General features: G+C 43.6%; 20 protein-coding genes and 2 pseudogenes. 16 read left to right on the top strand and 6 right to left on the bottom strand.

Annotated features, from left to right (window positions below; genetic code table 11):
- Positions 1 to 73 precede the first annotated feature (73 nt).
- On the bottom strand, positions 74 to 961 hold the full coding sequence (locus RMX98_RS12045; RefSeq protein WP_322677655.1) for a hypothetical protein: 888 nt from the start codon (positions 959 to 961) through the stop codon (positions 74 to 76).
- Positions 962 to 2,179: 1,218 nt separating this feature from the next.
- On the opposite strand from RMX98_RS12045, the gene RMX98_RS12040 reads away from it, so the two are divergent.
- From RMX98_RS12040 to RMX98_RS12030, 3 genes are all read left to right on the top strand, one after another.
- Positions 2,180 to 4,534, top strand: a complete 2,355-nt coding sequence (locus tag RMX98_RS12040; protein WP_322677656.1) for a ribonuclease R family protein — start codon at positions 2,180 to 2,182, stop codon at positions 4,532 to 4,534.
- 226 nt (positions 4,535 to 4,760) lie between these two features.
- A complete protein-coding gene (locus RMX98_RS12035) occupies positions 4,761 to 5,381 on the top strand; it encodes a flavin prenyltransferase UbiX (RefSeq protein WP_322677657.1) in 621 nt (206 codons plus the stop codon).
- A gap of 291 nt (positions 5,382 to 5,672) precedes the next feature.
- Positions 5,673 to 6,371: a LapA family protein gene (locus tag RMX98_RS12030; RefSeq protein WP_322677658.1), complete on the top strand. Its 699-nt coding sequence runs from the start codon at positions 5,673 to 5,675 to the stop codon at positions 6,369 to 6,371.
- A gap of 19 nt (positions 6,372 to 6,390) precedes the next feature.
- On the opposite strand, the gene RMX98_RS12025 is transcribed toward RMX98_RS12030, so the two are convergent.
- Positions 6,391 to 6,585: a hypothetical protein gene (locus tag RMX98_RS12025; protein ID WP_289797223.1), complete on the bottom strand. Its 195-nt coding sequence runs from the start codon at positions 6,583 to 6,585 to the stop codon at positions 6,391 to 6,393.
- 973 nt (positions 6,586 to 7,558) lie between these two features.
- Between RMX98_RS12025 and RMX98_RS12020 the strand changes: the two genes are divergently transcribed.
- The 6 genes and pseudogenes from RMX98_RS12020 (at position 7,559) to argB (ending at position 12,690) form a co-directional block, all read left to right on the top strand.
- Entirely contained in the window at positions 7,559 to 8,104 is a 546-nt protein-coding gene (locus RMX98_RS12020) for a shikimate kinase (RefSeq protein WP_322677659.1), read from the top strand.
- 20 nt (positions 8,105 to 8,124) lie between these two features.
- Positions 8,125 to 8,220: pseudogene (locus RMX98_RS12015) on the top strand (element excision factor XisH family protein); the annotation flags it as partial.
- A gap of 33 nt (positions 8,221 to 8,253) precedes the next feature.
- A pseudogene (locus RMX98_RS12010) lies at positions 8,254 to 8,379 on the top strand (element excision factor XisI family protein); the annotation flags it as partial.
- A gap of 435 nt (positions 8,380 to 8,814) precedes the next feature.
- Positions 8,815 to 9,873, top strand: coding sequence for an ABC transporter substrate-binding protein (locus tag RMX98_RS12005; RefSeq protein ID WP_322677660.1), 1,059 nt, complete (start codon positions 8,815 to 8,817; stop codon positions 9,871 to 9,873).
- Positions 9,870 to 11,615 (top strand): sensor histidine kinase, encoded by a 1,746-nt coding sequence (locus RMX98_RS12000; RefSeq protein ID WP_322677661.1) that lies wholly within the window; start codon positions 9,870 to 9,872, stop codon positions 11,613 to 11,615. The genes RMX98_RS12005 and RMX98_RS12000 overlap by 4 nt, the downstream gene beginning before the upstream one ends.
- 178 nt (positions 11,616 to 11,793) lie before the next feature.
- Complete coding sequence (argB, locus tag RMX98_RS11995; RefSeq protein WP_322677662.1) at positions 11,794 to 12,690, top strand: acetylglutamate kinase; 897 nt, start codon at positions 11,794 to 11,796, stop codon at positions 12,688 to 12,690.
- A gap of 55 nt (positions 12,691 to 12,745) precedes the next feature.
- Here argB and RMX98_RS11990 read toward each other — a convergent pair whose 3' ends face one another.
- The gene (locus RMX98_RS11990) at positions 12,746 to 13,171 is read right to left on the bottom strand and encodes a hypothetical protein (RefSeq protein WP_322677663.1); all 426 of its coding nucleotides are present in this window, start codon (positions 13,169 to 13,171) and stop codon (positions 12,746 to 12,748) included.
- Between the two features lie 169 nt (positions 13,172 to 13,340).
- On the opposite strand from RMX98_RS11990, the gene RMX98_RS11985 reads away from it, so the two are divergent.
- Both RMX98_RS11985 and RMX98_RS11980 read left to right on the top strand, forming a co-directional pair.
- On the top strand, positions 13,341 to 13,883 hold the full coding sequence (locus tag RMX98_RS11985) for a tetratricopeptide repeat protein (protein WP_322677664.1): 543 nt from the start codon (positions 13,341 to 13,343) through the stop codon (positions 13,881 to 13,883).
- A 131-nt stretch (positions 13,884 to 14,014) separates the two neighbouring features.
- Complete coding sequence (locus tag RMX98_RS11980) at positions 14,015 to 14,914, top strand: DUF3153 domain-containing protein (RefSeq protein ID WP_322677746.1); 900 nt, start codon at positions 14,015 to 14,017, stop codon at positions 14,912 to 14,914.
- A 25-nt stretch (positions 14,915 to 14,939) separates the two neighbouring features.
- Here RMX98_RS11980 and RMX98_RS11975 read toward each other — a convergent pair whose 3' ends face one another.
- The gene (locus RMX98_RS11975) at positions 14,940 to 15,314 is read right to left on the bottom strand and encodes a helix-turn-helix domain-containing protein (RefSeq protein WP_322677665.1); all 375 of its coding nucleotides are present in this window, start codon (positions 15,312 to 15,314) and stop codon (positions 14,940 to 14,942) included.
- 148 nt (positions 15,315 to 15,462) lie between these two features.
- Between RMX98_RS11975 and RMX98_RS11970 the strand changes: the two genes are divergently transcribed.
- The gene (locus RMX98_RS11970; protein ID WP_322677666.1) at positions 15,463 to 16,080 is read left to right on the top strand and encodes an FMN-dependent NADH-azoreductase; all 618 of its coding nucleotides are present in this window, start codon (positions 15,463 to 15,465) and stop codon (positions 16,078 to 16,080) included.
- 182 nt (positions 16,081 to 16,262) lie between these two features.
- Here the strand turns inward: RMX98_RS11970 and pdxH are convergent, their stop codons facing one another.
- Complete coding sequence (gene pdxH / locus RMX98_RS11965; RefSeq protein ID WP_322677667.1) at positions 16,263 to 16,907, bottom strand: pyridoxamine 5'-phosphate oxidase; 645 nt, start codon at positions 16,905 to 16,907, stop codon at positions 16,263 to 16,265.
- Between the two features lie 127 nt (positions 16,908 to 17,034).
- Here pdxH and RMX98_RS11960 point away from each other — a divergent pair, with 127 nt between their 5' ends.
- The 3 genes from RMX98_RS11960 (at position 17,035) to RMX98_RS11950 (ending at position 20,897) form a co-directional block, all read left to right on the top strand.
- Positions 17,035 to 18,120, top strand: coding sequence for an AI-2E family transporter (locus RMX98_RS11960; protein ID WP_322677668.1), 1,086 nt, complete (start codon positions 17,035 to 17,037; stop codon positions 18,118 to 18,120).
- 364 nt (positions 18,121 to 18,484) lie between these two features.
- Complete coding sequence (locus RMX98_RS11955; protein WP_322677669.1) at positions 18,485 to 19,315, top strand: ScpA family protein; 831 nt, start codon at positions 18,485 to 18,487, stop codon at positions 19,313 to 19,315.
- A gap of 412 nt (positions 19,316 to 19,727) precedes the next feature.
- A complete protein-coding gene (locus RMX98_RS11950; RefSeq protein WP_322677670.1) occupies positions 19,728 to 20,897 on the top strand; it encodes an NDP-sugar synthase in 1,170 nt (389 codons plus the stop codon).
- A gap of 126 nt (positions 20,898 to 21,023) precedes the next feature.
- Here RMX98_RS11950 and speA read toward each other — a convergent pair whose 3' ends face one another.
- Positions 21,024 to 23,042 (bottom strand): biosynthetic arginine decarboxylase, encoded by a 2,019-nt coding sequence (speA, locus tag RMX98_RS11945; protein ID WP_322677671.1) that lies wholly within the window; start codon positions 23,040 to 23,042, stop codon positions 21,024 to 21,026.
- Positions 23,043 to 23,259: 217 nt separating this feature from the next.
- Between speA and ndk the strand changes: the two genes are divergently transcribed.
- Positions 23,260 to 23,709, top strand: coding sequence for a nucleoside-diphosphate kinase (gene ndk / locus RMX98_RS11940; RefSeq protein ID WP_322677672.1), 450 nt, complete (start codon positions 23,260 to 23,262; stop codon positions 23,707 to 23,709).
- Positions 23,710 to 23,912 lie beyond the last annotated feature (203 nt).

Below are 23,912 nucleotides of genomic sequence, written 5' to 3'. Positions count from 1 at the left end.
TTCAAGAGCCGATGTTATTAGTCATTAATCCTTACAAATGACTAATGACCAATGACAAATGACAAATGACAAATCAAAATCCCGCTATTGGGTCTGGCTGAGACTGTAAGTATTTGAGGAATCCGTGTAATTCTTCTTCAGTCAGCAAAGTCCGCCCGCGCTTACCGTAAGTTTCAATCAGATGCTCCCGTCCCTGTTCTGGTGTCCAGCCTAAACGCTGAAGTTCGACATCTGTTTTAGCAATTACATCCGATAAATCCACGGGTTCAGCTTTCTTCTTTCTCTTTCCTGTCGCTGATGGTGTGGCGACATTCTCTTGAGGGCTGTAACTCCGGGGTGTAAATGGTGTGACATTGTTGGCAGAAATCGCCGGAAAAGTTTGATTTTCTGGCTGGTTATCAAAGTTTATTTCTAAGGTCTCAACTGGAGGATCAAATTCTAGCTCCCGGTTGGCAGTCATAGGAAAGTTTTGACTTAAATCTTGGCTATAGCTATCGCTTGCTAGGGGCGCAGCATTACTATAGCCGTACTGTTCGTTACTGCTTGTTACTACTTCTGGTTTGATGTTCCGTTCTTTAGAAGGCGGTATAGATATTTCTTTATCGCTGACTGCTGACCACTGACTACTAACAAAATCCTCATTTTTTGGAGAGGAATAAGCAGCAGGCTCACTCAATCCACCTTTAGTATTCAATTCAGGATTTACCTGTGCCGGGGAAACTGGATTTGAGGTCAACGCTACTGATTCTGGTGGCGCGTTTGTAATACCCAAAACTATCAGCGCCCTGGTTCTGGCTTGGTCTTCTGCTGCTTCTACTGTTTCTGCTGCTGCCATACCCGTAGCACGGGTTACACCTTCAATTTGTACGCTTGCCCGAACAATATATTTTCCTTGAAAAATTTGCACTAATTCAGAAATCAAACTGCCCTGGGGATACAAGCTCTGGAATTGAGCCAACATAATACTGCTACCAATCTAAATCTGCTGGGGACTGGGGACTGGGAACTGGGAACTGGGAAAGAATTATTTTAATCCTAATCCCCAATCCCCAGTCCCTTTTAAAGTGATATTCAAGCTTTGCCTTGTGTCCTAATTGTAGCAGTAGCTCTTTTTTGACGAAATTTTTAGTGAGTGCTAACTTGTCTGGGTAGTCTTGCTTGCAATGCTATACTGATTACCCAACTCGATATCTAGAACTATTTTCTGGAAGTGCGCTCTAAATCTACAATAATGGAGATAAGGTTCGCCCTCGCTGCTCATTAAGCTGCTTACCTAATTGTTACCGATTCTACATGTGGGAAAATTGGGTTCACCAGCAGTTCCTCCTAGTTACAAATCAGAGTCTAATGGCGTAAAATTACCCTCTCTCTAGACAATCAAACACCTGTAGTTTCCACGCCACTTGACGGCAGTTGCTCCACTTGGGGAGACCCCTTGGCGTTAGCTTCTCCCTTTGGGAGAAGACCGCACTGCCTCCTCCACTTGGGGAGACCCCAGACGCTCGCAGACTCGCTTGCCGCCGGCGCTATCGCTTTTAGCGTCTCCCCTTGGAGAAGACTACAGTGGCTCCCCTGCATAGGGCTTTTGGGCAGTATGGATTCTCTAAACCCAGCTTCTCAAAAACCCGTCGCGTAATTACCTAGCGGGGCTAAATTGTAATCAGGCGTGCAATCTTAAGTTTGTTTAGCTAAAGGAAATTGAACGCAGGCGAATTCTGAGAGCATCGTGCAGTGAGAAGTTCGTAAACGCCCAGAGTTGTCCGTGGGTCGGCTTCTTTGCAAAGGAACTGCGGGAGTAGTTTCCCCCTCTTACTGGGTCGGGCTTCCTTTCTTTAGAACTTAGGAAGCTTGCTTCAGGGCAATTAGTTTCCAGCTTGTTTCTGTAAGCCGTGAGGGTATACAGAAAAGAACCAGATTAAAGAAGAATTCAGAATGTCAGAATTCAGAATTCAGAATCAAGATAGCGGGTCTGAATTCCCCGCTATTACGAAAGTTGACCACAAAACAAGAAAATTTTTGTGGGAGGACTTAAACACCTTGATTCAGCACGCTTGCGGACTCGCTACCGCTGCGCTATCCGCTAGTCAGACAGAATTAAATTCTGAATTCTGGCTCCTGACTCCTGAATTCTATTTTGTTAAACAACAAATGATGTTTTGACCAAAGGTCGGTTCACTGCATGGAATTTTCAATCGCTACACTCCTTGCCAATTTCACCGATGATAAATTGGTAGCTCGGAAGGTTTTAGAAAAGAAACTTGGCTGTGAAGATGAAAAAAGTTTACAAAAACTTCACATTGCCTTAGATGTTCTGGAAAAAATCGGTATTTTAGTCAAAGAACGGGGTAAGTATCGGCGTGTCTCAGAAGACGGCGTAATTGAGGCAAAACTCCGTTGTTCTAGTAAAGGTTTTTGCTTTGCTATTCAAGATGTAGAAGGCGCTGAGGATATTTACATCCGCGAAAGTCATCTGAGTAATGCTTGGAATGGCGATCGCGTTTTGGTGAGAGTTCTGAAAGAAGGCAGTCGTCGTCGGTCTCCTGAAGGTGAGGTGAAACTGATTCTCGAACGCTCTAACCACACTTTACTGGCACGAATTAAGCAAGTAGAAACTGGTTTTCGGGCTGTGCCTTTAGATGATCGATTGCTGTTTGAACTCAAAATTCAACCTAACGGGGCAAAGTTAGAAGAAGCGATCGATCATCTGGTTCATGTGGAAGTTTTGCGTTACCCGTTGGCACAATATCCTCCCCTTGGTCGAGTGGTGCAAATCCTTGGTAGCGATGCCGAAGCTGCTGCTGATATAGATTTAGTTACATGCAAACACGACCTTTCCCGGACTTTTCCAGATAATGTTCTAGAAGCAGCTGCGAGGTTGCCCAAAAAGCTATTGAAAGCAGACCTGAAAAATCGGCTAGATTTACGTAATTTGTTTACTCTCACTATTGAAGGGGTAAATGGTGATACCAAAGTTATAGAAAACGCTTTTAGTTTAGAAAAAAACTTAGCTGGAAATTGGCTTTTAGGCGTTCATATCACTGATGTTTCTCACTATGTCCAACCTGATGAACCCCTAGATAGAGAAGCACTCAAACGGGGCAAGTCAGTGTATCTAGGAGAATTGGTGTTGCCAATTTTGCCGCTAACTGTGGCAGAACGCTGTTCTTTAGTACCTGGGAGCGATCGCTTAACTATCTCTTTTTTAATTACCATTGATCCCAAATCGGGAGAAGTGCTGGAATGGGAAATTCAACCCAGTGTAATTAACGTCGAGACTGCACTGACTACTGAACAAGCTCAAGCAATTCTCACAGGTGAAGCTGAAGATAAATCATCACAGGTTTCCCAAATCCTGCAAGACCTCCAAGCCTTGCAAACAGCCGTGAAACAGGTACGGTTAAATCGTGGTAGCCTCCAGTTGAATCTGCCGCCTAGCCAAAACGCCTATTATGATGAGGGGATTCTCGGCGCTGTGGTGGTGAATGATTTACCAGTGCGATCGCTACTCACGGAGTTAGTACTGTTAGTTAATCAACTGTTCGCAACTCACTTAAATGCTCTTGGTGTTCCGGCTATTTGGCGAGTCCAAGGTACTCCTGATGTTGAAGATGTCCAGGAAATGCTGAAATTGGCAGTCAATTTAGGCGTTGACCTCACATTAGATCCAGAAGTCGATATCCAACCTTTAGATTACCAACATTTGACCACAGCTTTTGCGGAATCTCCCTCCGAGCAAGTTCTTACTTACTTGTTACAAGATACACTGAAGCCGTCGGCATACAGTACCACCAAAGGATCTCACTTTGGTCTGGCACTACCACAATATGTCCACTTTAGCGCTCCCTTGCGGCGGTTCCCAGATTTGCTGATGCAGAGAGTGTATTACACGCTACTGGAAAACGGACGCGATCGCCGCAATACCCGTGTCAGAGAACGCGTTAACCTACGCCACTCTTCCAGCCACGAGGAAATTAACTGGAACGTTTTACCCCCAGAATTGCAACAAGAACTCCAAAGCGATTTGACTAGGGTAATTGTCCAAATCAACGACCGCGAAAAAGAAGTCCAAGAAGCCGAAGCCGATTTAGCCGGACTACAAAAAGCCCAACTGATGAAGCAACGCATCGGTCAGGTATTTCAAGGCGTGATTACCGGGGTTCAATCCTACGGTTTCTTTGTGGAAATTGAAGTACCCGCAGCTGAGGTGGAATCCAGCAGTAATCCTGGTGTGCCTTTGCGGGTAGAGGGATTGGTACACGTCAGTTCTCTCAAAGATGATTGGTATGAATATCGCGCCAGACAACAGGCACTATTTGGGCGCAAAAATCGCGCTTCTTATAGATTAGGCGATCGCGTCGCCGTCCAAGTTAAGAGTGTCGATTACTACCGTCAGCAAATTGATTTGGTAACAGTCGGCAGCGATGGCGTTGCTAAAGGGTTAACTGGCAATGATTCCCGTGAAGACCTTTCAGACCTCTACTTACCAAATGATATGGAGCCTGATGACCTAGATCCTTACTCTGAGGATGAGTAAAGTCAAAATGCTCTTGAGCAGGGAGCAGGCTTGCCGTGAACGTAGCCGAACGGGAGCGGGGGAGAAAAACTACCCTACTTGCAGTTATTGCTCTCAACCAAGGGAGAAAAGGAGCAGTGCTTTCGCCGACAAGAGGCGAGATTTGTACCTTTCCCCCTGCCCCCTGCCCCCTGCCACTGAGCGTAGCCGAAGTGCTGCCCCCTGCCTCTCATAAACCAACCCTTACGTGTCAAATAACACCAAACCTTTAATTTTAGGCGTATCGGGCGCATCTGGTCTGATTTACGCTGTTCGCGCAATCAAATTTTTGCTAGAAGCGGAGTATAGCATTGAATTGGTTGCCTCTAAATCAACTTACATGGTTTGGCAGTCAGAACAGGAAATTCGGATGCCATCAGAACCAACCGGGCAAGAACAATTCTGGCGAGAGCAAGCTGGAGTTGCACTTTCGGGAAAATTACGCTGTCATCCTTGGAGCGATGTTGGAGCCGGGATTGCCAGTGGTTCCTTTGCCACTCTGGGGATGATGATTATTCCATGCAGCATGAGTACAGTGGCAAAGCTAGCAGTTGGCTTGAGTTCGGATTTACTAGAACGGGCAGCAGATGTCCAACTAAAAGAAGGGCGAAAGCTGGTCATTGTCCCGCGTGAAACCCCTTTTAGCCTCATCCACCTGCGTAACTTAACCTCTTTAGCAGAAGTTGGAGTGAGAATTGTCCCCGCTATTCCCGCCTGGTATCACAATCCCCAAACCATCGAGGATTTAGTTGATTTTGTAGTTGCCCGTGCTTTAGATCAACTAGACATTGACTGCATCCCAATTCAGAGGTGGCAAGGTCGTCGCTAACGCCCTAAGCGAATTTATTAGACCTCTTGCAAAAATATATTTTTCCACTCTTAGGGAAAAGGTTTTGGTTAAAGGGGAAGGATTTTGAGTTTCTTTACCCTTTTCCCCTTCACCTTTACCCCGACTTTTGCCAAGAAATCTATTGTAAATTTCACAATAGTCTTAAAAAGGTAATGATAGAGATGGCTGATAGTGTCAGTAGTCAGTGAACAGTAATTAGTGAAGAATAATCAGACTGATAACTGATTGCTGACAACTGACCATCGATAACTGACAACTGACAAAATTGCTATGGCTGTAATTCGCTTAATTCTATTGGTGGCAGTACTGGGAGGACTAACGCTGTTGTTAATCCAAAATTTCTCACCTGCCCTATCGCTAGTATTTTTGGGCGTGCGAACTCAACCATTACCACTAGCGATATGGATTTTGTTCAGTACTACTACTGGTGCTTTTACATCGATATTGATTGCTACCTTGTTTAATTTATCCAATTATTTTGTGGCAGGACAACGCCAAACCCCTAACAGAGTAACTGCAACTTCGTCTCGTGCGAAAGCAACCCAAAGAGAAGAACCTGCATCTCGTTCTGCCAGTCCACCACCAGCTAGTAAAAAAGAAGAGCCTAGCAGTGAGGTATTTGATGATTGGGAGACAAATGGCAGTAGAGATGATGATTGGAACTTTTATGAAAAGTCAGAGTCTGCACCTACACCTAATTCTCAAGCTCAACAGCCTAGAGATTCAACAACTTACGAACGTCAATCAGAAGCCAAAAGGAGTTCTCAGTCTGGTTCAGTTTACTCCTACAGCTACCGCGAACCAAAAAATACGGCTGCGGGAAAAACTGAATCCGTTTATGATGCCGATTACCGGGTAATCATTCCCCCTTATCAGCCACCAACTACCAATCAAGCAGATGATGATGATTGGGACTTTTTTGAGGATGATGATGATTTTGAGGATGATGGTAAACGCCCCCGTCGCTGAGATGTAGCAGGCTAAGTCTCTACTTGATGCCACACCGCTCTCTAGACTCCTGCTTGACCTTACCAGTCATGGCAGCTTCTTGCAAAGTCATGAAAGCATTAAAATCTTCTAAGTCATACCGGGTAGTCAACAGTTGTCGTAGTTGATCTTCAGCTTCCACTGTCAAATAGCCAGTTGCTAAAGCTCTTTCTACAACGTCACGAATTCGAGTCATGGTTGACACCTCATTCATACTATATTTATTCATTCAGGCTTATTGGGGTGAAATATGCAGTAGTCTTTGTGTCGAAATTTCAACTTGGTAAGGATTTTTTGAGCGATCGCAAGAGATAAGTCATTATTTACACCTTTATCAAAACTATTTAATTGAGTGGGCTTGTTATAACTGAACTTTTAGAATAACGACCTTGTGCTATTAAAAACACAGTATTTTGTATACTTAAAATTATCCACCTGAGTAGAAATCCTGATTATTTAGATAGACAGATATTGTTTCCATAAAGTTTCTAACAAGCTACGTTATTTTTTTTGTTAAGCATTGCGATCGTTATGCAGCAATTACCAAGTTACATCAGGTAAATTACCACATTCTTTACAAATTCATCATTTATTACTTATAGTAATTTCACAGAAGAATCGTTATTTGATTGCCTAAGTTACTTTAAATACATTAATAACGGTAATGACCGCAGTTAATTGCCTTTAAATATAGGACTCATATTTGATTGCGTGAAAAAATTCGATATACCTGAATCTTCTGAAATCCTATTGCAAGAGTGCCTATTAGACCTCTTGGCATTTGTGCTTTTTGCACTCTTAGGGGAAAAGGGTAAAGGGAAAATAACAAACCTTTCCCCCTTTCCTCTTACTCTTTTCCTGACTTTTGCCAAGAAGTTTATTGCCTATTGCCTTTTGACTATTGCCTACTAAGCCAAGTGATTTCAGTAATCAAACCGGATTCCTAATAGAAGATGAATTTGTAGAAGTTAAAAATAATTGAAAGTTAGAAAATTAAATAGACGAGAAATGGAGTAAAAAAAGTCGAACAAACACGCGATCGCCAATCAAGTAATTTGATCTGGTAGTGCGATCAGTGCAAAACTCTGTATTTTTAAATTCCAGATTGAATCGTTGAGTTTATAATTTAAAACTGTGACTCAGCACTCAGAATTGGAGCGAAGCAACTGGTGAGCAGCTTATTACAAGGAGTCAACCTGTACTTAATTGGAATCATGGGTGTTGGTAAGACGACAGTAGGACGCTTACTGGCAAAGGAATTGGGCTATGGGTTTGTGGATACAGATGATGTGATTACCCAAGTAACAGGTAAATCCATCAATCAATTATTTATCGAGGAAGGTGAAGCAGGGTTTCGCCAGTTAGAAAGTAATGTGCTTTCACAAGTTTGTGCTTTTACAAAGTTGACTATCGCAACTGGTGGGGGCATTGTACTGCGGCAAGAAAATTGGGGTTACTTGCACCACGGTTTGATAGTGTGGCTAGATACGCCAGTGGAGATAATTTATAGACGTTTGGCTGAGGATACCACAAGACCACTGCTGCAAGATGCCGATCCTCAAGGTAAGTTGCGATCGCTCCTCGAACAACGAACACCACTTTACTCTCAAGCCGATTTGCACATCACCGAGCGAGAGGGAGACACACCTGAAGACGTTGCCAAGCGAATACTTGAGGCAATTCCTGGCGTACTAAAAAAAACTATTTCTCATTAATAGGGAATATTAATCTAACTGTGTCTGCAAAAGATATTTTTCATGAATCAGTTAAAAAAGCTTTGCAAAAAGAACAATGGAGGATTACGAGTGAGCCATTAAAATTTAAATTTGGGTAAGTCAATTTCCAAATTGATTTAGGCGTAGAAAAAAAGAATTTAACCGATTGCAATCCAGCAGAGTAATTAGTGATGATCGGAGTACCACGAGAGGATATTGTCTTGGATTTGCAAGCTCCTTATAAGCGTCAGTATACAGATTATGGCGTAGCGTGATGCGATCGCTCCTTGAACAACGAACCCACTTTATTCTCAAGCTGATTTGCACATCACCAAGCGAGAGGGAGATACACCTGAAGATGGTGCCAAGCCAATACTTGAGGCAATTCCTAGTGTTCTCAAAACACAATCTCATTAGCTAGCAGAAATATGTGATGGCTGCACACGAATTTAGTATCAAACTAAATTTTCAGTCGAGGTAATGGAGATTAACTCACAACTTGTTTGAGAGCGAATTTATTGCAAGTCAGATATTTGAGATTTATTCTTTAGGCTTGTTCATAGAGTTTTCTTAGAGAATGCTCGAGTTGGATAACAGCTTGTACTTATTCCAGCAGCTTTTTTAAACATTTTTCCATAGGATGTTATACCCCACTATATTTTTGGGAACTCTTAACATTAAGTACAGTTTTCCCATTAGATTGGTAAGTCATGAAAGTTGCCCAGATTATTGACACATTAAGTCTCTGGTGGAAGCAAAATTTGAGGTTAGGTATCAAGCCTGCCTTTTTTTGTTTCTTTGCGATCGCCCTTTCCTTGACTTTTGCGATCAATGCCTGTAGTTTTGGGCAAAACCAATCTCTCAAACCGCTCCGGGTGGGAATTACAAGCTGGGTAGGATTTGACATTGCACTTTATGCCCAACCCTCACATATCTTCAAGCAGCGCGGGCTAGAAGTTGAATTTGTACGATTTGATAACCAGCAAGATTCCAGTCGGGCTGTTATGCAAGGAAGATTAGATGCAGCATTTGTCTCCCTCTGGGATGTGATGCAGGTTGATCCGGGCAATGGTAAACCCGTGGTGTTATTCACAACAAATATTTCTGCTGGAGCTGATGGGATTGTTGCCAAGACAGGAATTAAATCGCTGCAAGACCTACGCGCTAAACGAGTAGGAGCAAAGTTAGGAACCGTCAACCATTTAATTTTGCTGGAAGCTCTAAAAGCTCATCAAATCAAACCCTCTGAAGTTCAGATTCTGGATTACTCCAATGAAGTAGCAGCCCAGAAAATTGGCACAGGTGAGATCGATGCGGCTGTGCTATGGGAACCGATGCTAGGAGAAACAGCCAAGAACATCAAGGGCAATGTGATTCACACCACCAAACAAGTAGACAGTCTGGTGATTGATATCTTGATGTCCAGTGACAACATGATGAAAGCTAAAAAAGCGGAACTAAAACAATTCATGCTGGCATGGTTTGATGTAATGCACGCAGTTGAAACCCAGCCAACAGAAGTATTTAAGGCAGTTGGAAAAAAACTAGGACAAAGTAGTGAGTCTTTTGCTAGTGATTATGCTGGGCTAAAAAAAGGAGATATTACTTTGAACAAGCGGATGTTTGCAGCAGATGGTCGTCTCAATTCCGCAAAGACAGAAATTGTCCAACTTCTGCAAGCAGATCCGCGTCATGGTCGGGTGATTCGGCAAGACGTAGAGATCGATCCGACCCTTGTCAATGAAGCAATGGCAGAATGGAAGTTATGAGCCAGAAGTTACCTAAAAGTAATTTATCCCATCAACTACTGATGAGTTTTGGCATTTCTCTAGCAACAGTCGGCTTAACTACATTGGGATTGAACTACTTTTTGATTCAATCAAAGCTAGAGCAAGAACTAGAACAACGTGCCCAATCGATTACCCAAGGGGTTGGGTTTTCCACGGAAGGATTAATCGAACTAGGTAATAGAAGCATTATCAAGCGAGTGGTACAAAACTACGCTACACTACCAACGGTCGTAGAGGTGGCGATCGTCAGTCCCAATGGACAAACCCTGGCTCGGAGTGGAGAGGCATTACAAAATCCGCCTTATGCTTCGATTCATCCAGAATTGACTCAAGTATTAGAACAGGTTTCTCAAACGGGTTCAGAAACGAGTTTGAGAACCACAATCGATGGTAAGCCGACATTAGTAGAAATTTTGCCCTTTAGCAGTACCCTGTTTGGTCAGGCAAACCGACGCGGAATGACGGTCGCCATTCTTGATGTCGAAGAACTACAACAGCAAGCGTGGAAAACCTTCTCTACCTCTACCTTTACCCTACTCGTTGGGATGTCAGCGATTTTAGCACTGATGACAGTAATGATTCAGCGATCGGTCTTACATCCCCTGCAACGTTTGAATAAAGCCGTCACTGACAGTCAAAGCATTGACCATTTTGTTATGCCCAGTGGATTGCCAGATAACGAAATCCAATTCCTTGCCTATACGATTCAAGCAGCTGCTACACGAGTAGAGGCATACCAGCAACTTGAACAAGAAATTGCACAGCGCAAACAAGTAGAAGCCGCTTTACTGGCATCAGAAGCGCAATTACGGCAGCAAGCCCAAGATTTAGAAAAAGCAATCCAAGACTTGCAGCAAGTTCAAATGCAAATCATTCAAAGTGAAAAAATGTCTGCTTTGGGCAATCTGGTGGCTGGCGTTGCCCACGAAATCAACAATCCAGTCGGTTTTCTTAAGGGTAGTCTGAGTAACGCAACTGAATATGTCCAAGATTTGCTAAACCATTTGCACCACTATCAACAAGCCTATCCTAATCCGTCATCCAACATCCAAGACCATGCAGAGGAGATTGACCTAGAGTTTTTAGCTGAAGATTTGCCGAAACTGATTTTGTCTATGAAAGGGGCAACAGATCGAGTTGAGGATATCAGCACCAGCTTGCGGACGTTTTCCCGATCGGACACAGAACATCCAGTGCAATTTGATTTGTATCAAGGACTAGATAGTACCCTGCTGATCCTCAAATATCGCCTAAAAGCCAATGAGCTACGTCCAGAGATTGAAGTCGTGCGATTGTACGATAAGATTCCTGCGATCACTTGTTTTTCTGGACAGCTTAATCAAGTGTTCATGAATATTCTGGCAAATGCGATCGATGCTCTGGAAGAATCGAATCAAAGGCACAGTTATGAATATCTCAAACAACATCCAAATCGAATTACGATCAAAACAGGGCTAACAGAGGATCAACAATCAGTTATTGTCCGAATTCAAGACAATGGAATTGGCATGACAGATGATGTCAAGCAAAAGATATTTGAGCATTTGTTTACCACCAAAGGAGTTGGCAAAGGAACTGGATTAGGCTTGGCGATCGCTCGTCAAGTAATTGTTGATAAACATCATGGCACTCTGAATTGTGTTTCTAGTCCAGGCAATGGCACAGAGTTCATCATTGAAATTCCAGTTCAACAGGCTGCGTCTCAAGTGAAAGCGGCATAGTGTTATCAAACCATAATCCTTTTCAAATCAGGGGAATAAATTCCAAACAAGATAATTTGTGAGAGATACCTATACAAAAAGCCTATTTTTACTCTTTGCAGCTATGAGATATTGTTACAGGTTACAAAGTCTTCTACACTTACTGAAATAGGTTTTAACTCTCTCTGTTAGGCTCCTCATGACGGTCAACGATTCTGAATACATCAGGCAAGCTGAAGCCACTCGTGTGCGTGTACTCAGCGAAGCACTACCTTATATTCAACAATTTGCCGGTCGCACTGTTGTTGTTAAATATGGTGGCGCGGCGATGAAAGATAGCACACTCAAAGACAAAGTTATCCGCGATATTGTATTCTTATCCTGTGTGGGCTTGCGTCCAATTGTAGTCCACGGCGGTGGCCCAGAAATTAACAGTTGGTTAGATAAGCTGGGCATCGAACCACAATTTAAGAATGGTCTACGAGTCACTGATGCCGCCACAATGGATGTGGTGGAAATGGTTTTAGTTGGTCGAGTTAATAAAGAAATTGTCGCGCTAATTAACCAAGCTGGTGGATTGGCTGTCGGACTTTGTGGTAAAGACGGGAATCTATTTACAGCCCGTCCCCAAGGTCAAGAAGGCATTGGTTTTGTGGGGGAAGTCAGCAATGTTAACATCAAGATTTTGGAAACCCTCGTTAGCAATGGCTATATTCCGGTAGTGTCTAGCGTCGCCGCAGACGAGACGGGGCAAGCTTATAATATTAACGCCGATACTGTAGCTGGAGAAGTTGCCGCAGCATTAGGAGCAGAAAAGTTAATTTTACTGACCGATACCAGTGGAATTTTAAAAGATTACAAAGACCAATCTACTTTGATTCCGAAAGTAGATATCCGCGAAGCCCGCGAGTTGATTGCTAATGGTATAGTCAGTGGTGGGATGATTCCCAAAGTAAGTTGTTGTGTGCGATCGCTTGCTCAAGGAGTCCGTGCAGCACACATCATTGATGGTCGCATTCCTCACGCCCTATTACTAGAAATCTTTACTGATGTTGGGATTGGGACAATGATTCTGGGTTCGCAGTTTACCTATTAGGAGTTCTGAGCGAGGAGTGCTAAGTAAAAAGTTCTCCCGCTATTCCCCCAGTTTTTTAACGAGGATAGTTAATAATAACCCGCGAAGGTGCGGAGCAACTTGTCGTCAGACATCGCCCGCCGCTAAATGGTGTACGATGCCATGAATTATTGATAATCACCGGATTAACCAGGGTTGAATCTCGAATTGTCGGATTAATCAGGGTGGAATTTCTAATATTTTGCCTGAACTGGGGATAAGAATAATCGCGGTAATGATTACGTTGTGGCATCAGTCCCGTTGTTGGGTCTACAGGCATAGGTGTAGGAATCGGACTACCATAAATAAAGGAACCCACAGAAGGCAAAGATCGCCTGACTCCATAACTACCATCAATCACAAACGCACGCTGCGCGGAAGCTGGAGCAATGGTTACACCCATCACTGCTAAAGTCATAGCTGCTAAGAGCCAATTCAGTTGCGAATGCTTGATTTTCAACATATTTTGCTCACCTGCATTTGATACCAGAGTTTTTAATCAGAAAATAGTCGCAGCTACTTAGTTAAAATTTTAGAAGTTTATTTACTTTTAGATTGTCAGCCTTTGAAAAGATTCCAAAAAGATTGCTGGTGTTGGCAAAATTAAAATAGTGCTAATTTTTGTATGAGACGTGAGTGCAGAAAGTTTAGAGATTGCTAAGACCTTCTACCAGACTGGGAAAATTGCCTTTGAAAATGGGCGATACCGCGAAGCTGTAGAAAATTTAGAAAAGGCCAGCGCCCTGTTAGCTCGTAATTCTCGCTTGGGGGGTGAAGTAGAAATTTCTCTGGTGACAGCTTATGAAGCGGCTGGACGCACGGATGATGCGATCGCTCTTTGCGACAGACTCAAACGCCATCCATATATTGAAACCAGCAAACAAGCGCGACAGATGGTTTACATCTTAAAAGCACCAAAGCTGAAAAGACCTAGTGAATGGATGACTCAAATCCCCGATTTGGGCACATTACCCGATAATGAACTAAAAATTTCTGTAGCTGCTAAACCCACTAAATCTTCTGTGCCGCAGATGCCAAAACCTACAGAGCCAGAATTTGTTGACCTTAGTCAGGTCAATACCAGAGATAATCGCTTTATCTGGGTGGCGCTAATTGCCATTGGTTTAACCATCTCGTACTTGGTTTGGTTGAATTTTTCAGGAACCCCTGGCTAATACCAATTTTGGATTTTAGATTTTAGATTTTGGATTAAAATTCTTTACCAAAACGGTGTTCCAAAAATCTCAAACAATACCAAGAAGTCAAGATTAGTTAAAAAGTTTGACTTTTGGGAAAATTTATGGTATTGACTTCTTCAATTTTCGGAAAGATTTTCTTGTGGTTAATCAGACCATTTAGTTTTGTGTTGGCAAATATGAAATTTCTCTTACCACTAAATGGTCGAAATCGAATGAACCGCATCTTTCCTATGCGAAATCCTATATTGTGGTTAGTGCTGTTAACATCCCTGTTACTAACTGGCTGTGTTAAGTACGATGTGGGGCTTAATTTTGACAACTCAAATAGTGGCGAACTAGTACAGCATATTAAGTTGGGAGAACGGCTAACCAGTTTTAGTGGTGATTCTGTGTACGAATGGTTGAATAGCATAGAACGCCGCGCCCGTCAACTTGAAGGTAAAGCACAGCGAGTTTCCCAAGAAGAAATCATTGTCACAATTCCTTTTAGCAGTGGTAGGGAATTGCAAGAGAAGTTCAACGAATTCTTTAACTCCCGTGCGAATCAACCCTCTGAGTCTGTGCACGAATCTGGCTCAGAACTGCCGAAAATTGAATCAAACGTCCTCTTGGAGCAGAATAATTTTTTACTTTTAGTCCGAAATCGCTTGATTTATGATTTGGATTTGCGATCGCTCTCTTTAATTGCTAGCAAAGGTAACGTTCTAGCTAATGCTGGTTCAATTCTCGACTTGGAATTTAGCTTAAAGACTCCTTGGGGAGCCAAAAATATTCAACTAACCGAAACTGCGACAGAACCAGAAAAAAATGGCAATCGATTAGTGTGGAAACTCCAGCCTGGTGAGCTAAATCATATAGAAGCAGTTTTCTGGCTTCCAAGCCCCCTTGGTATTGGTGGGTTGTTAATTATCCTGTTTGTCTGGGGAGGATTGTACTTGAGATACAATTTCATGCCAGATCCTAGAATTCAGTTTTCTCCCAAAGCAGCCACTGCTCAAGAACAGTAGAGTATTCATCTGTTGATATTGTCAGTTAAGCCGATGGAGAATGCATCGGCTTTTTTACTTCATATTCAGACTGTTGGTCGCTGCCATACCAACGTTCAGCAAGTGTATTGAGTTGATCAAGGATTTCAATGAGTTCCTGACCACGTTTTGTCAGTCCATAAGTTACTTGGGGCGGCACAGTTGGTTCATAGTGGCGATAAATAATCTCTGCTGCCTCAAGCATCCTCAGTCTTTCCGTTAAAACTTTGGTGGATATGCCCTCAACCAGGTGCTTCAATGCACCAAAGCGAGTAGGCCCACTATTACCCAACACCCACAATATATACATTGTCCACGGCCCCGATAATAAAGACATCAAAATACTTATTGGGCAAGCATCAGGATTTTTAGAATCAGACATCGATAAGTTAGCCAAAATTATCCATTAGTTACTTTATGGTAACTACTTTACTTTAGTAACTAGTTACTTTTAGTATCTAGTGTAATGCTTTGAAATAAAGATTCAAAAAAAGTAAAAGCAGAAATCTTAGTTAATCAGGAGATATTTGGTGGTAAACATTCTACATATTGATTCCAGCCCCCGTGGTGAGCGATCGCACTCCAGAGAACTATCCAAAGAATTCGTCAGTGCTTGGAAAGCTGCACATCCTGAAGATGCGATCGACTATCGAGATTTAGGGCATCACCCAGTTCCTCACGTTAATGAAGCTTGGATTGCAGCTGCATTTTCACCACCAGAAACCCATACCCCAGAATTAACTGAGGCACTTAGGATTTCTAACGAACTGGTTGATGAGTTTTTGGCAGCCGATCGCTATGTCTTTGGAGTGCCAATGTACAACTTCAATATACCTTCCACTTTTAAGGCTTACATCGACCAAATTGTTCGTATTAATCGGACTGTCGCTTTAGAAGCTCAAGGTTTTAGAGGGTTAGTCCAAGGCAAAAAAGCGGTTATCATTACTGCTCGCGGCGGTGACTTTAGTCCAACATCCCCTGCCGCTCCCTATGACTTCCAAGAACCCTACCTGCGGACGATTTTCGGCTTTATTGGGATTACAGACATTCAATTTATTAACGCCAACAGCTTGAATGAGGGAGATGCCCGTACCCAATCGTTATCAGAAGCACGGGCAGCAATTCAAAATTTGATTGCTCAATGGTAATGTAGTGCGGCGCATTGGGCAAAACCCTTCGGGTAGGAAAAAGGGAAAAGGGAAAAGGGACAAGGAGGGAGCTTTCCTTTCCCCTTTGCCCCTTGCCCTTTCCCCTTTGGCGTTGCCATCTTCCCCTGCTTCCCCTGCTCCCCCTGCTCCCTACCCCCTGCCCCCTACCCCCTGCCTCTTCCTCAGGGTGACAACCGCTCAATATTCCAAGTGCCATTATCTAACCGCCTATAGAGTAAGCGATCGTGCAGACGGCTAGGGCGTCCTTGCCAAAACTCAATTTCTGTGGGGATCACTCGTAAGCCTCCCCAATGAGGCGGTCGGGGAATCTCCTCATTTTCATATTTGCTTTTAAACTCCTGCAAACGTCGATCAAGAACTTCTCGGCTTTCTATCACCTCACTTTGATTAGATATCCACGCACCCAAACGACTATTGGCAGGACGGCTGTGAAAATACTGGTCGGACTCAGTTTCAGAAACTTTCTCCACATAGCCCGAAATTCGCACTTGACGTTCTAGTTCTGCCCACCAGAACACTAAAGCCCCCTGAGGATTTTCTGCCAGTTCTTGTCCTTTGTGACTGTTGTAGTTGGTAAAGAAGGCGAAGCCTCGTTCATCAAAATCCTTGAGTAACACCATTCTGGCTGAGGGCTTACCGTCTGGTGTGGCGGTAGCAATGGTCATGGCATTGGGTTCGGGGAGTTGTGCTGCTAGAGCCTGATCGAACCATTTTTTAAATTGGATAAAAGGATTAAGATCAACTTCAAGTTCGCTCAAACCTTCCAAGGTGTAGTCTTTACGAAGATCAGCTATTGTTTTGTCCATTGTGATTTGTTTCCTTGCTATCAGATACGCTTATAGATGTCTTTGTAAAAAATATCTATGATGATGATCAGCGCCATCAAGAATTTTACAAATTCTCTTAAGGAATAACTAAGATAGGTTGCATAAGATGCGCCGTTCGGCCTCCCTTCAACGCCTGTTAATTTATGGTCTGAGCGGTCCGATTATCGCTCTCAATATCTGGCTACTGTCTGTGCTTTTTCGCTACTTTCAGCATCCCATTACCGTCTTGAGCATTGCGGCGATTCTGGCTTTTCTTTTAAATTATCCGGTTAAGTTCTTTGAACGTGCCCAGATCACCCGCACTCAGGCGGTGATCATAGTTTTACTTGCAACATTAACCCTGCTTGGTATTTTGGGCGTGACCCTAGTACCGTTGATCATTGACCAAACAATCCAACTGTTAAATAAGATTCCTGACTGGTTAGCCGCCAGTCAAGCAAACTTAGAGCAGTATGAGATGCTAGCAAAACAACGACGTTTGCCAATTGATTTGAGGGTTGTGAGCAGTCAAATCAATGCCAACATTCAGAATTTGGTGCAACAGCTAGCTTCTGGTGCAGTGGGATTTGCTGGCACACTACTGTCGGGATTATTTGATGTAGTGTTAGTCATTGTGCTTGCATTTTATATGCTTTTATATGGCGAGCGCGTCTGGTATGGTCTGATCCATCTTTTGCCCTCTAATATTGGAGATCCTCTCACCACATCCTTGCGCTTAAACTTCCAGAACTTCTTCCTTGGCCAGTTATTACTAGGACTGTTCATGGTGCTAACCCTGACACCAATTTTCTTGGTGATCAAGGTGCCTTTTGCACTGTTGTTTGCCATCTTAATAGGTATCTCGGAACTCATTCCCTTTATTGGGGCATCTCTCGGTATTGGTCTGGTGACAATTTTAGTACTACTGCAAAATTGGTGGTTAGCAGTTCAAGTTGCGATCGCGGCGATTCTCATGCAGCAGCTTAAAGATAACTTGTTAGCTCCCAGGTTACTCGGCAATTTTATCGGACTGAATCCCATCTGGATTTTTGTGGCTATTTTGATGGGATTTGAGATCGCTGGGTTGTTAGGGACAATTGTTGCTGTTCCCATTGCTGGTACTATTAAAGGCACTTTCGATGCTATTAAGAGCGGCAAGCCGAGTGATTTTGTCCCAACTGTCACTATTGCCCATGACCCACCGCCTGATTAAGGCGACAGGGGGGCAGGGGGAGCAGGGGAAGATGGCAACGCCAAAGGGGAAAGGGCAAGGGGCAAAGGGGAAAGGAAAGCTCCCTCGTTTTCCCTTTTCCCTTTTCCCTTTTCCCTACCCGAAGGGTTTTGCCCAATACTTCGGCTACGCTCAGTACAAGTGCCCAAGGTTAAAAGTTGCACAATCTAATCTCACAATTCACAATGGTGATTGATTACAAATTTTAGAGGATACTGCCAGCAGGCAATTCCAGAATAAAAGAAGCGCAAGTGAATGTATAGAGTACACGCTTTGCCAATGGTCAATTAGTTTAGTGTTGAATTTACAGTCTTTATATTCTCATTAATTAACTTAGAACCAGTTGATGGAAGCTTCCGAGCTGTTAGAAACAATCACATTTTTAATTTACCAAGCCGAGCAGGGGGAAATTGATCCTTGGGATGTCCAAGTGATTGAGGTTATTGACCGCTATTTAGAACTGATGGCACCGGGGGCAATAACAAGAGGCTATGAAGCGGACTTGTCTCAATCTGGACAGGCATTTCTGTCAGCATCAATGTTGGTATTATTCAAAGCTAATACCTTGATGCAATTGTCAACAGTCGGAGATGCACAAGATGGTGTAGAAGATGATGCTCTCTTGGAAGGTGAAGACGGTGTATTACATCAGGGTCATCGTCTACCATTAGAACGGCAATTGCGTCGCCGTCCAGCGGCCATGCCGCCACCAAAGCGCCGGGTGACTCTGCAAGAGTTAATCAAGCAATTGCAGATTATGGCTAATCAACTCAAACAGGTAGAAAAAGTCAGTAAACCTATCCGTCCCAGGCGTCAACCGAGCGTCCAAAGTATGCGGGAGGCGCTGGAGTTAGCTCACCAGGAAAATTTGACAGAAGTGGCTGGGGAACTGGAGCAGGTTTTGAAATTGTCGGCAAGAGAGCTAAGTTTAGAACAAACTTGGTTGAATTTAGAACAACTTGTAGAGTTGTGGACTAAGACAAAGCTTCTCAACCAAAATGGGTCTGGACATGAGTCTAAACACAGTAACGTAGTTAGCGTTTTCTGGGCGCTACTATTACTCTCGGCTCAATCGAAAGTAGAGCTATTTCAAGAGGAGTTTTACCATGAGATTAAAATTCGTTTGCTTAGAGATTCAGTTAGCACTTGCGAATCTTTTGAGCAACCGATGAATTAAGAAAGCCAAAAGTAGCCCTACAGATAATTTCTCGAAGAAAAGCAGAAGGAGGAAAAATATTTGCCCTCCATTAAAAAGTGCCACTTCTGTGTGACTAACAGAGCGCCGAAAACCGAGGATTCGACTTTTCACTCTGCTACTGGGTAAGAGCACCCTAAATTTATTTATGGAATTTTCCTTCTGTTTCCTGCCTTCTACCTCCTGTATTGTCATAGATTTTTGATTCAACCCCAAAATCCGAGTAAATTGAAAAGATAAGCGATCGCTTGTCATCTAAGTATATCGATGGTTGTAATAACCGCTAAATACCTGTTATCCCTATTCTGGGGGATGACTTAGAGCAGAAATAAAAACTGATGATTAAGTATCACTCAATGAAAGTAAACTGGCTTGTGGTTGAGGAATAAATTTTATGAAAGCGATGATTCTCGCGGCTGGCAAGGGTACTCGCGTGCGTCCGATTACGTACACTATGCCCAAGCCGATGATGCCCATCCTGCAAAAGCCAGTAATGGAGTTCTTGCTGGAACTGTTACGCCATCATGGATTTGACCAGATTCTGGTGAATGTTAGTCATTTGGCTGAGGAAATAGAAAACTATTTCCGTGATGGTCAACGGTTTGGGGTGCAAATTGCCTATTCCTTTGAAGGAAAAATTGATGACGACGGTAAACTGGTGGGCGAAGCAATTGGTTCAGCTGGAGGGATGCGCCGCATCCAAGACTTCTCACCCTTTTTTGATGATACCTTTGTGGTTTTATGTGGTGATGCTTTAATTGACCTAGATTTAACTGCGGCAGTTAAATGGCATAGAGCTAAAGGGTCGATCGCTACTATTATCACTAAATCTGTCCCCAAGGAAGAAGTTTCTAGCTATGGTGTAGTTGTGACTGACGAAGAGGGTCGTGTCAAAGCTTTCCAAGAAAAACCTTCAACTGAAGAAGCCCTCAGCACCAACATCAACACAGGTATTTACATTTTTGAGCCAGAGGTTTTTAACTATATTCCCTCTGATGTTGAATATGACATTGGTAGCCAATTGTTTCCCAAATTGGTAGAAATCAAAGCCCCCTTTTACGCCATTCCTATGGACTTTGAATGGGTAGATATTGGTAAAGTCCCAGACTATTGGCGGGCAATTCGCGGTGTGTTGCTGGGTGAAATCAAAAATGTGCAAATTCCTGGTCATGAAGTCGCCCCTGGTATTTACACTGGCTTAAATGTCGCCGTAAATTGGGACAAAGTAGATATTACAGGCCCAGTTTATATTGGTGGCATGACGAGAATCGAAGACGGAGCTAAAATTGTCGGCCCAGCGATGATTGGCCCCAATTGTTGGATATGTAGTGGTGCAACAGTGGAAAACAGCGTGATTTTTGAATGGTCGCGTCTAGGCCCTGGAGTCCGGTTGGTCGATAAGCTAGTATTTGGACGTTATTGTGTAGATAAAACTGGCGCTGCGATCGATGTTCAAGCTGCTGCTTTAGACTGGCTGATTACTGATGCCCGTCAGACACCGCCATCACATACGCCTGTTGAGCGACAAGCGATAGAGGAATTGTTGGGTACAAATGTAAATTAGGGAATGGGGAAGGTGGGGCCCCCTCTGGAAATAAGCGGTAATGGGGAATGTGGGGCCCCCTCTGGGGATAAGCGGTAATGGAGAAGAGTTTTTCAATGCCCAATTCCCAATGCCCAATGCCCAATCCTAACTATTTAAGTACGTATATCTTCTGAGACTCTGTTCGTAGGTTTGCAGTAGTCGCTGAGATTCCGCTAGGGTGATGCGCTTTTCTTCTAATGCTTTCTCGCAGCGCTGGCGAATGTTTTCCACCATATCTTCGGAGTCATACTGGACGTAGCTTACTACTTCGCTCATGGTGTCACCTTTGACAACGTGTTCAATTTGGTAGCCTTTGGGCGTTAATTGGATGTGAACGGCGTTGGTGTCGCCAAACAGGTTGTGCAAATTGCCCATGATTTCCTGATAAGCTCCATTCAAGAACATTCCCAAATAATAGGGTTCTCCGGGCTTGTAGGTGTGCAATTCTAAGACCGACTTGACATCGCGCAGGTCAATAAAGCGGTCGATTTTGCCATCACTGTCGCAGGTAAGGTCTGCTAAGATTCCTCGCCGTGTTGGTTCTTTATCTAAGCGGTGGATTGGCATGATCGGAAATAGTTGATCGATCGCCCAGCAATCTGGTGCCGATTGGAACACTGACATATTCACGTAGTAGATGGAAGCCATAATTTTTTCTAGGTCTTCCAGTTCATCGGGTACGTATTCTTGCTGTCTAGTGATGGTAAGAATTTTTTGGCAACAAGCCCAGTAGAGGCGTTCGGCCTTGGCTCGTTCTCTGAGGCGTAAAATTCCTAAGTTGAAGCGACTGATGGCTTCTTCTTTGAATTGTGCAGCGTCATGGTAGAACTCCTGATAATTCTCTTTGTTGATGGATTGGTAAGTTTCCCAAAGATAATTAATAATCGGGGATTCTCCCTCTTGTGGAGGTTCTGGATTGTCGAGAGGAACATCACTAGTACTGAGAACATCAAAAATCAGCACCGACTGATGGGAGGCGATCGCTCGTCCACTTTCACTAATCAGTGTTGGTACGGGGATCTGCCGCTCTGCACAGGTATCTTTTAACTCTGCCACAATATCGTTGGCATAGTTCTGCATGTTGTAATTTTTCGATGCATAGAAGTTGGTTTGGGAGCCATCATAATCTACGCCCAAGCCGCCACCAACATCCAAATATTTCATATCCGCCCCCAGCATCGACAATTCCACATAAATGCGGCTGGCTTCTTGGATGGCATCTTTAATTACATTAATGGCAGAGATTTGTGAGCCGATGTGGAAGTGCATCAACTGCAAAGAATCGAGCAGGTTAGCTTCGCGTAACTTGTCAACAGCCTCGATTACTTCAGGCATTGTCAAACCAAATTTAGCGCGATCGCCACTAGAGGTTCCCCAACGTCCCATACCTTGGGTACTGAGTTTAGCACGAACACCTAATATTGGTTTAATACCTAACTGGCGATTGGCATCAATCACCAAATCAACCTCTTCAATCTGTTCTAAGACAATGATTGGTGTTTGCCCTAGTCTTTGGGCTAACATTGCCGTTTCGATGTATTCTCGGTCTTTGTAACCGTTGCAAACTAACAACGCTCCTGGTGTATCCAACACAGCTAAAGCAATCATTAATTCTGGCTTGGAACCGGCTTCTAAACCAAATTGGTGGGGTTTGCCAAATTTCACTAAATCCTCAATCAAATGCCGTTCTTGATTGCATTTGACGGGAAACACACCACGGTAGACACCAGGGTAATTATAGCGGGCGATCGCTTTATTAAAACAAGCATTCAACCGCTCAATCCGGTCTTCCAAAATATCGGAAAAGCGAATCAACATGGGAAGTCCCAAGTTGCGCTGTTTCATGGAGTTGACCAATTCAAACAAGTCAAGAGATCCCCCGCGATCGCCCTTGGGTGACACGGTGATGTGACCAGCAGCGCTAATGGAAAAATAAGGTTGTCCCCATCCTTCAATCCGGTACAAGGCTTCGCTATCCTCAATTTTCCAGGAGCGAGGTAAATCTCCTGTGGTAGGACTCGGTGGTAACAGTTTTTTTTGTTTATGATTTTTCACTTCAGATTTTTGTCCATTGGACGGTACTGGTACCACCTCGTCAGATGTAGCAGTTGACTCAACACCCATTTCTTCCTAACCTCTGTTTTTCACCCATGAGTTAACAATTTAGCGCATTCATTTAGGAACGTATATGCACCCAAGGATAATTTCTGAGATAAACTCTGATTGGTCAAGAGTCGTATGTCATTAGTCATTGGTCATTAGTGCAAAACCCTTAGACAAAGGACGAAGGACAAAGGACAATTGACTAGATAAAAACTTTATTAAGCTTTGGGAGATAGCAATGGAGCGCACATTTTTAGCAATTAAGCCCGATGGCGTCCAAAGGGGATTAGTGGGGGAAATTATCCGTCGCTTTGAAACTAAAGGTTTTACCCTAGTTGGTTTAAAGTTACTAAAAGTCAGTCGGGAATTGGCTGAACAACACTATGGTGTTCACCGAGAACGCCCCTTTTTTGGTAGTCTTGTGGAATTTATTACTTCTAGCCCAGTGGTGGCGATGGTATGGGAAGGTGATGGCGTTATTGCATCTGCCAGAAAGATTATTGGTGCGACAAATCCCTTAACAGCAGAACCAGGAACGATTCGCGGCGATTTTGGACTGAATATTGGTCGTAACTTAATCCACGGTTCTGATGCTCCAGAAACCGCACAACAGGAAGTAGCCTTATGGTTTAAGGATGAAGAATTGGTCAGTTGGCAACCACACTTAACGCCTTGGTTGCACGAGTAAGACATTAGGGACTGGGGACACTTCGACAAGCTCAGTGCATCGCTGGGGACTGGGACTAGGAATTAGTTATTTCCCCCTGCCCCCGGTCACTGAATCTCGACTCACTTCGACGCCGCTCAGTGCAAGTCGCTCGATTTCCGCGTTGGTCATTGAATCTCGACTCACAACGACTGCGCGGTAGTTGAATCTCGACTTCGCTCGAT

The organism is Nostoc sp. DedQUE02 (genome assembly GCF_034531035.1).
GTDB lineage: Bacteria > Cyanobacteriota > Cyanobacteriia > Cyanobacteriales > Nostocaceae > Nostoc.
The sequence above is the reverse complement of the archived record's forward strand: the minus strand, read 5'-3'. Positions and strand labels throughout refer to the sequence as shown.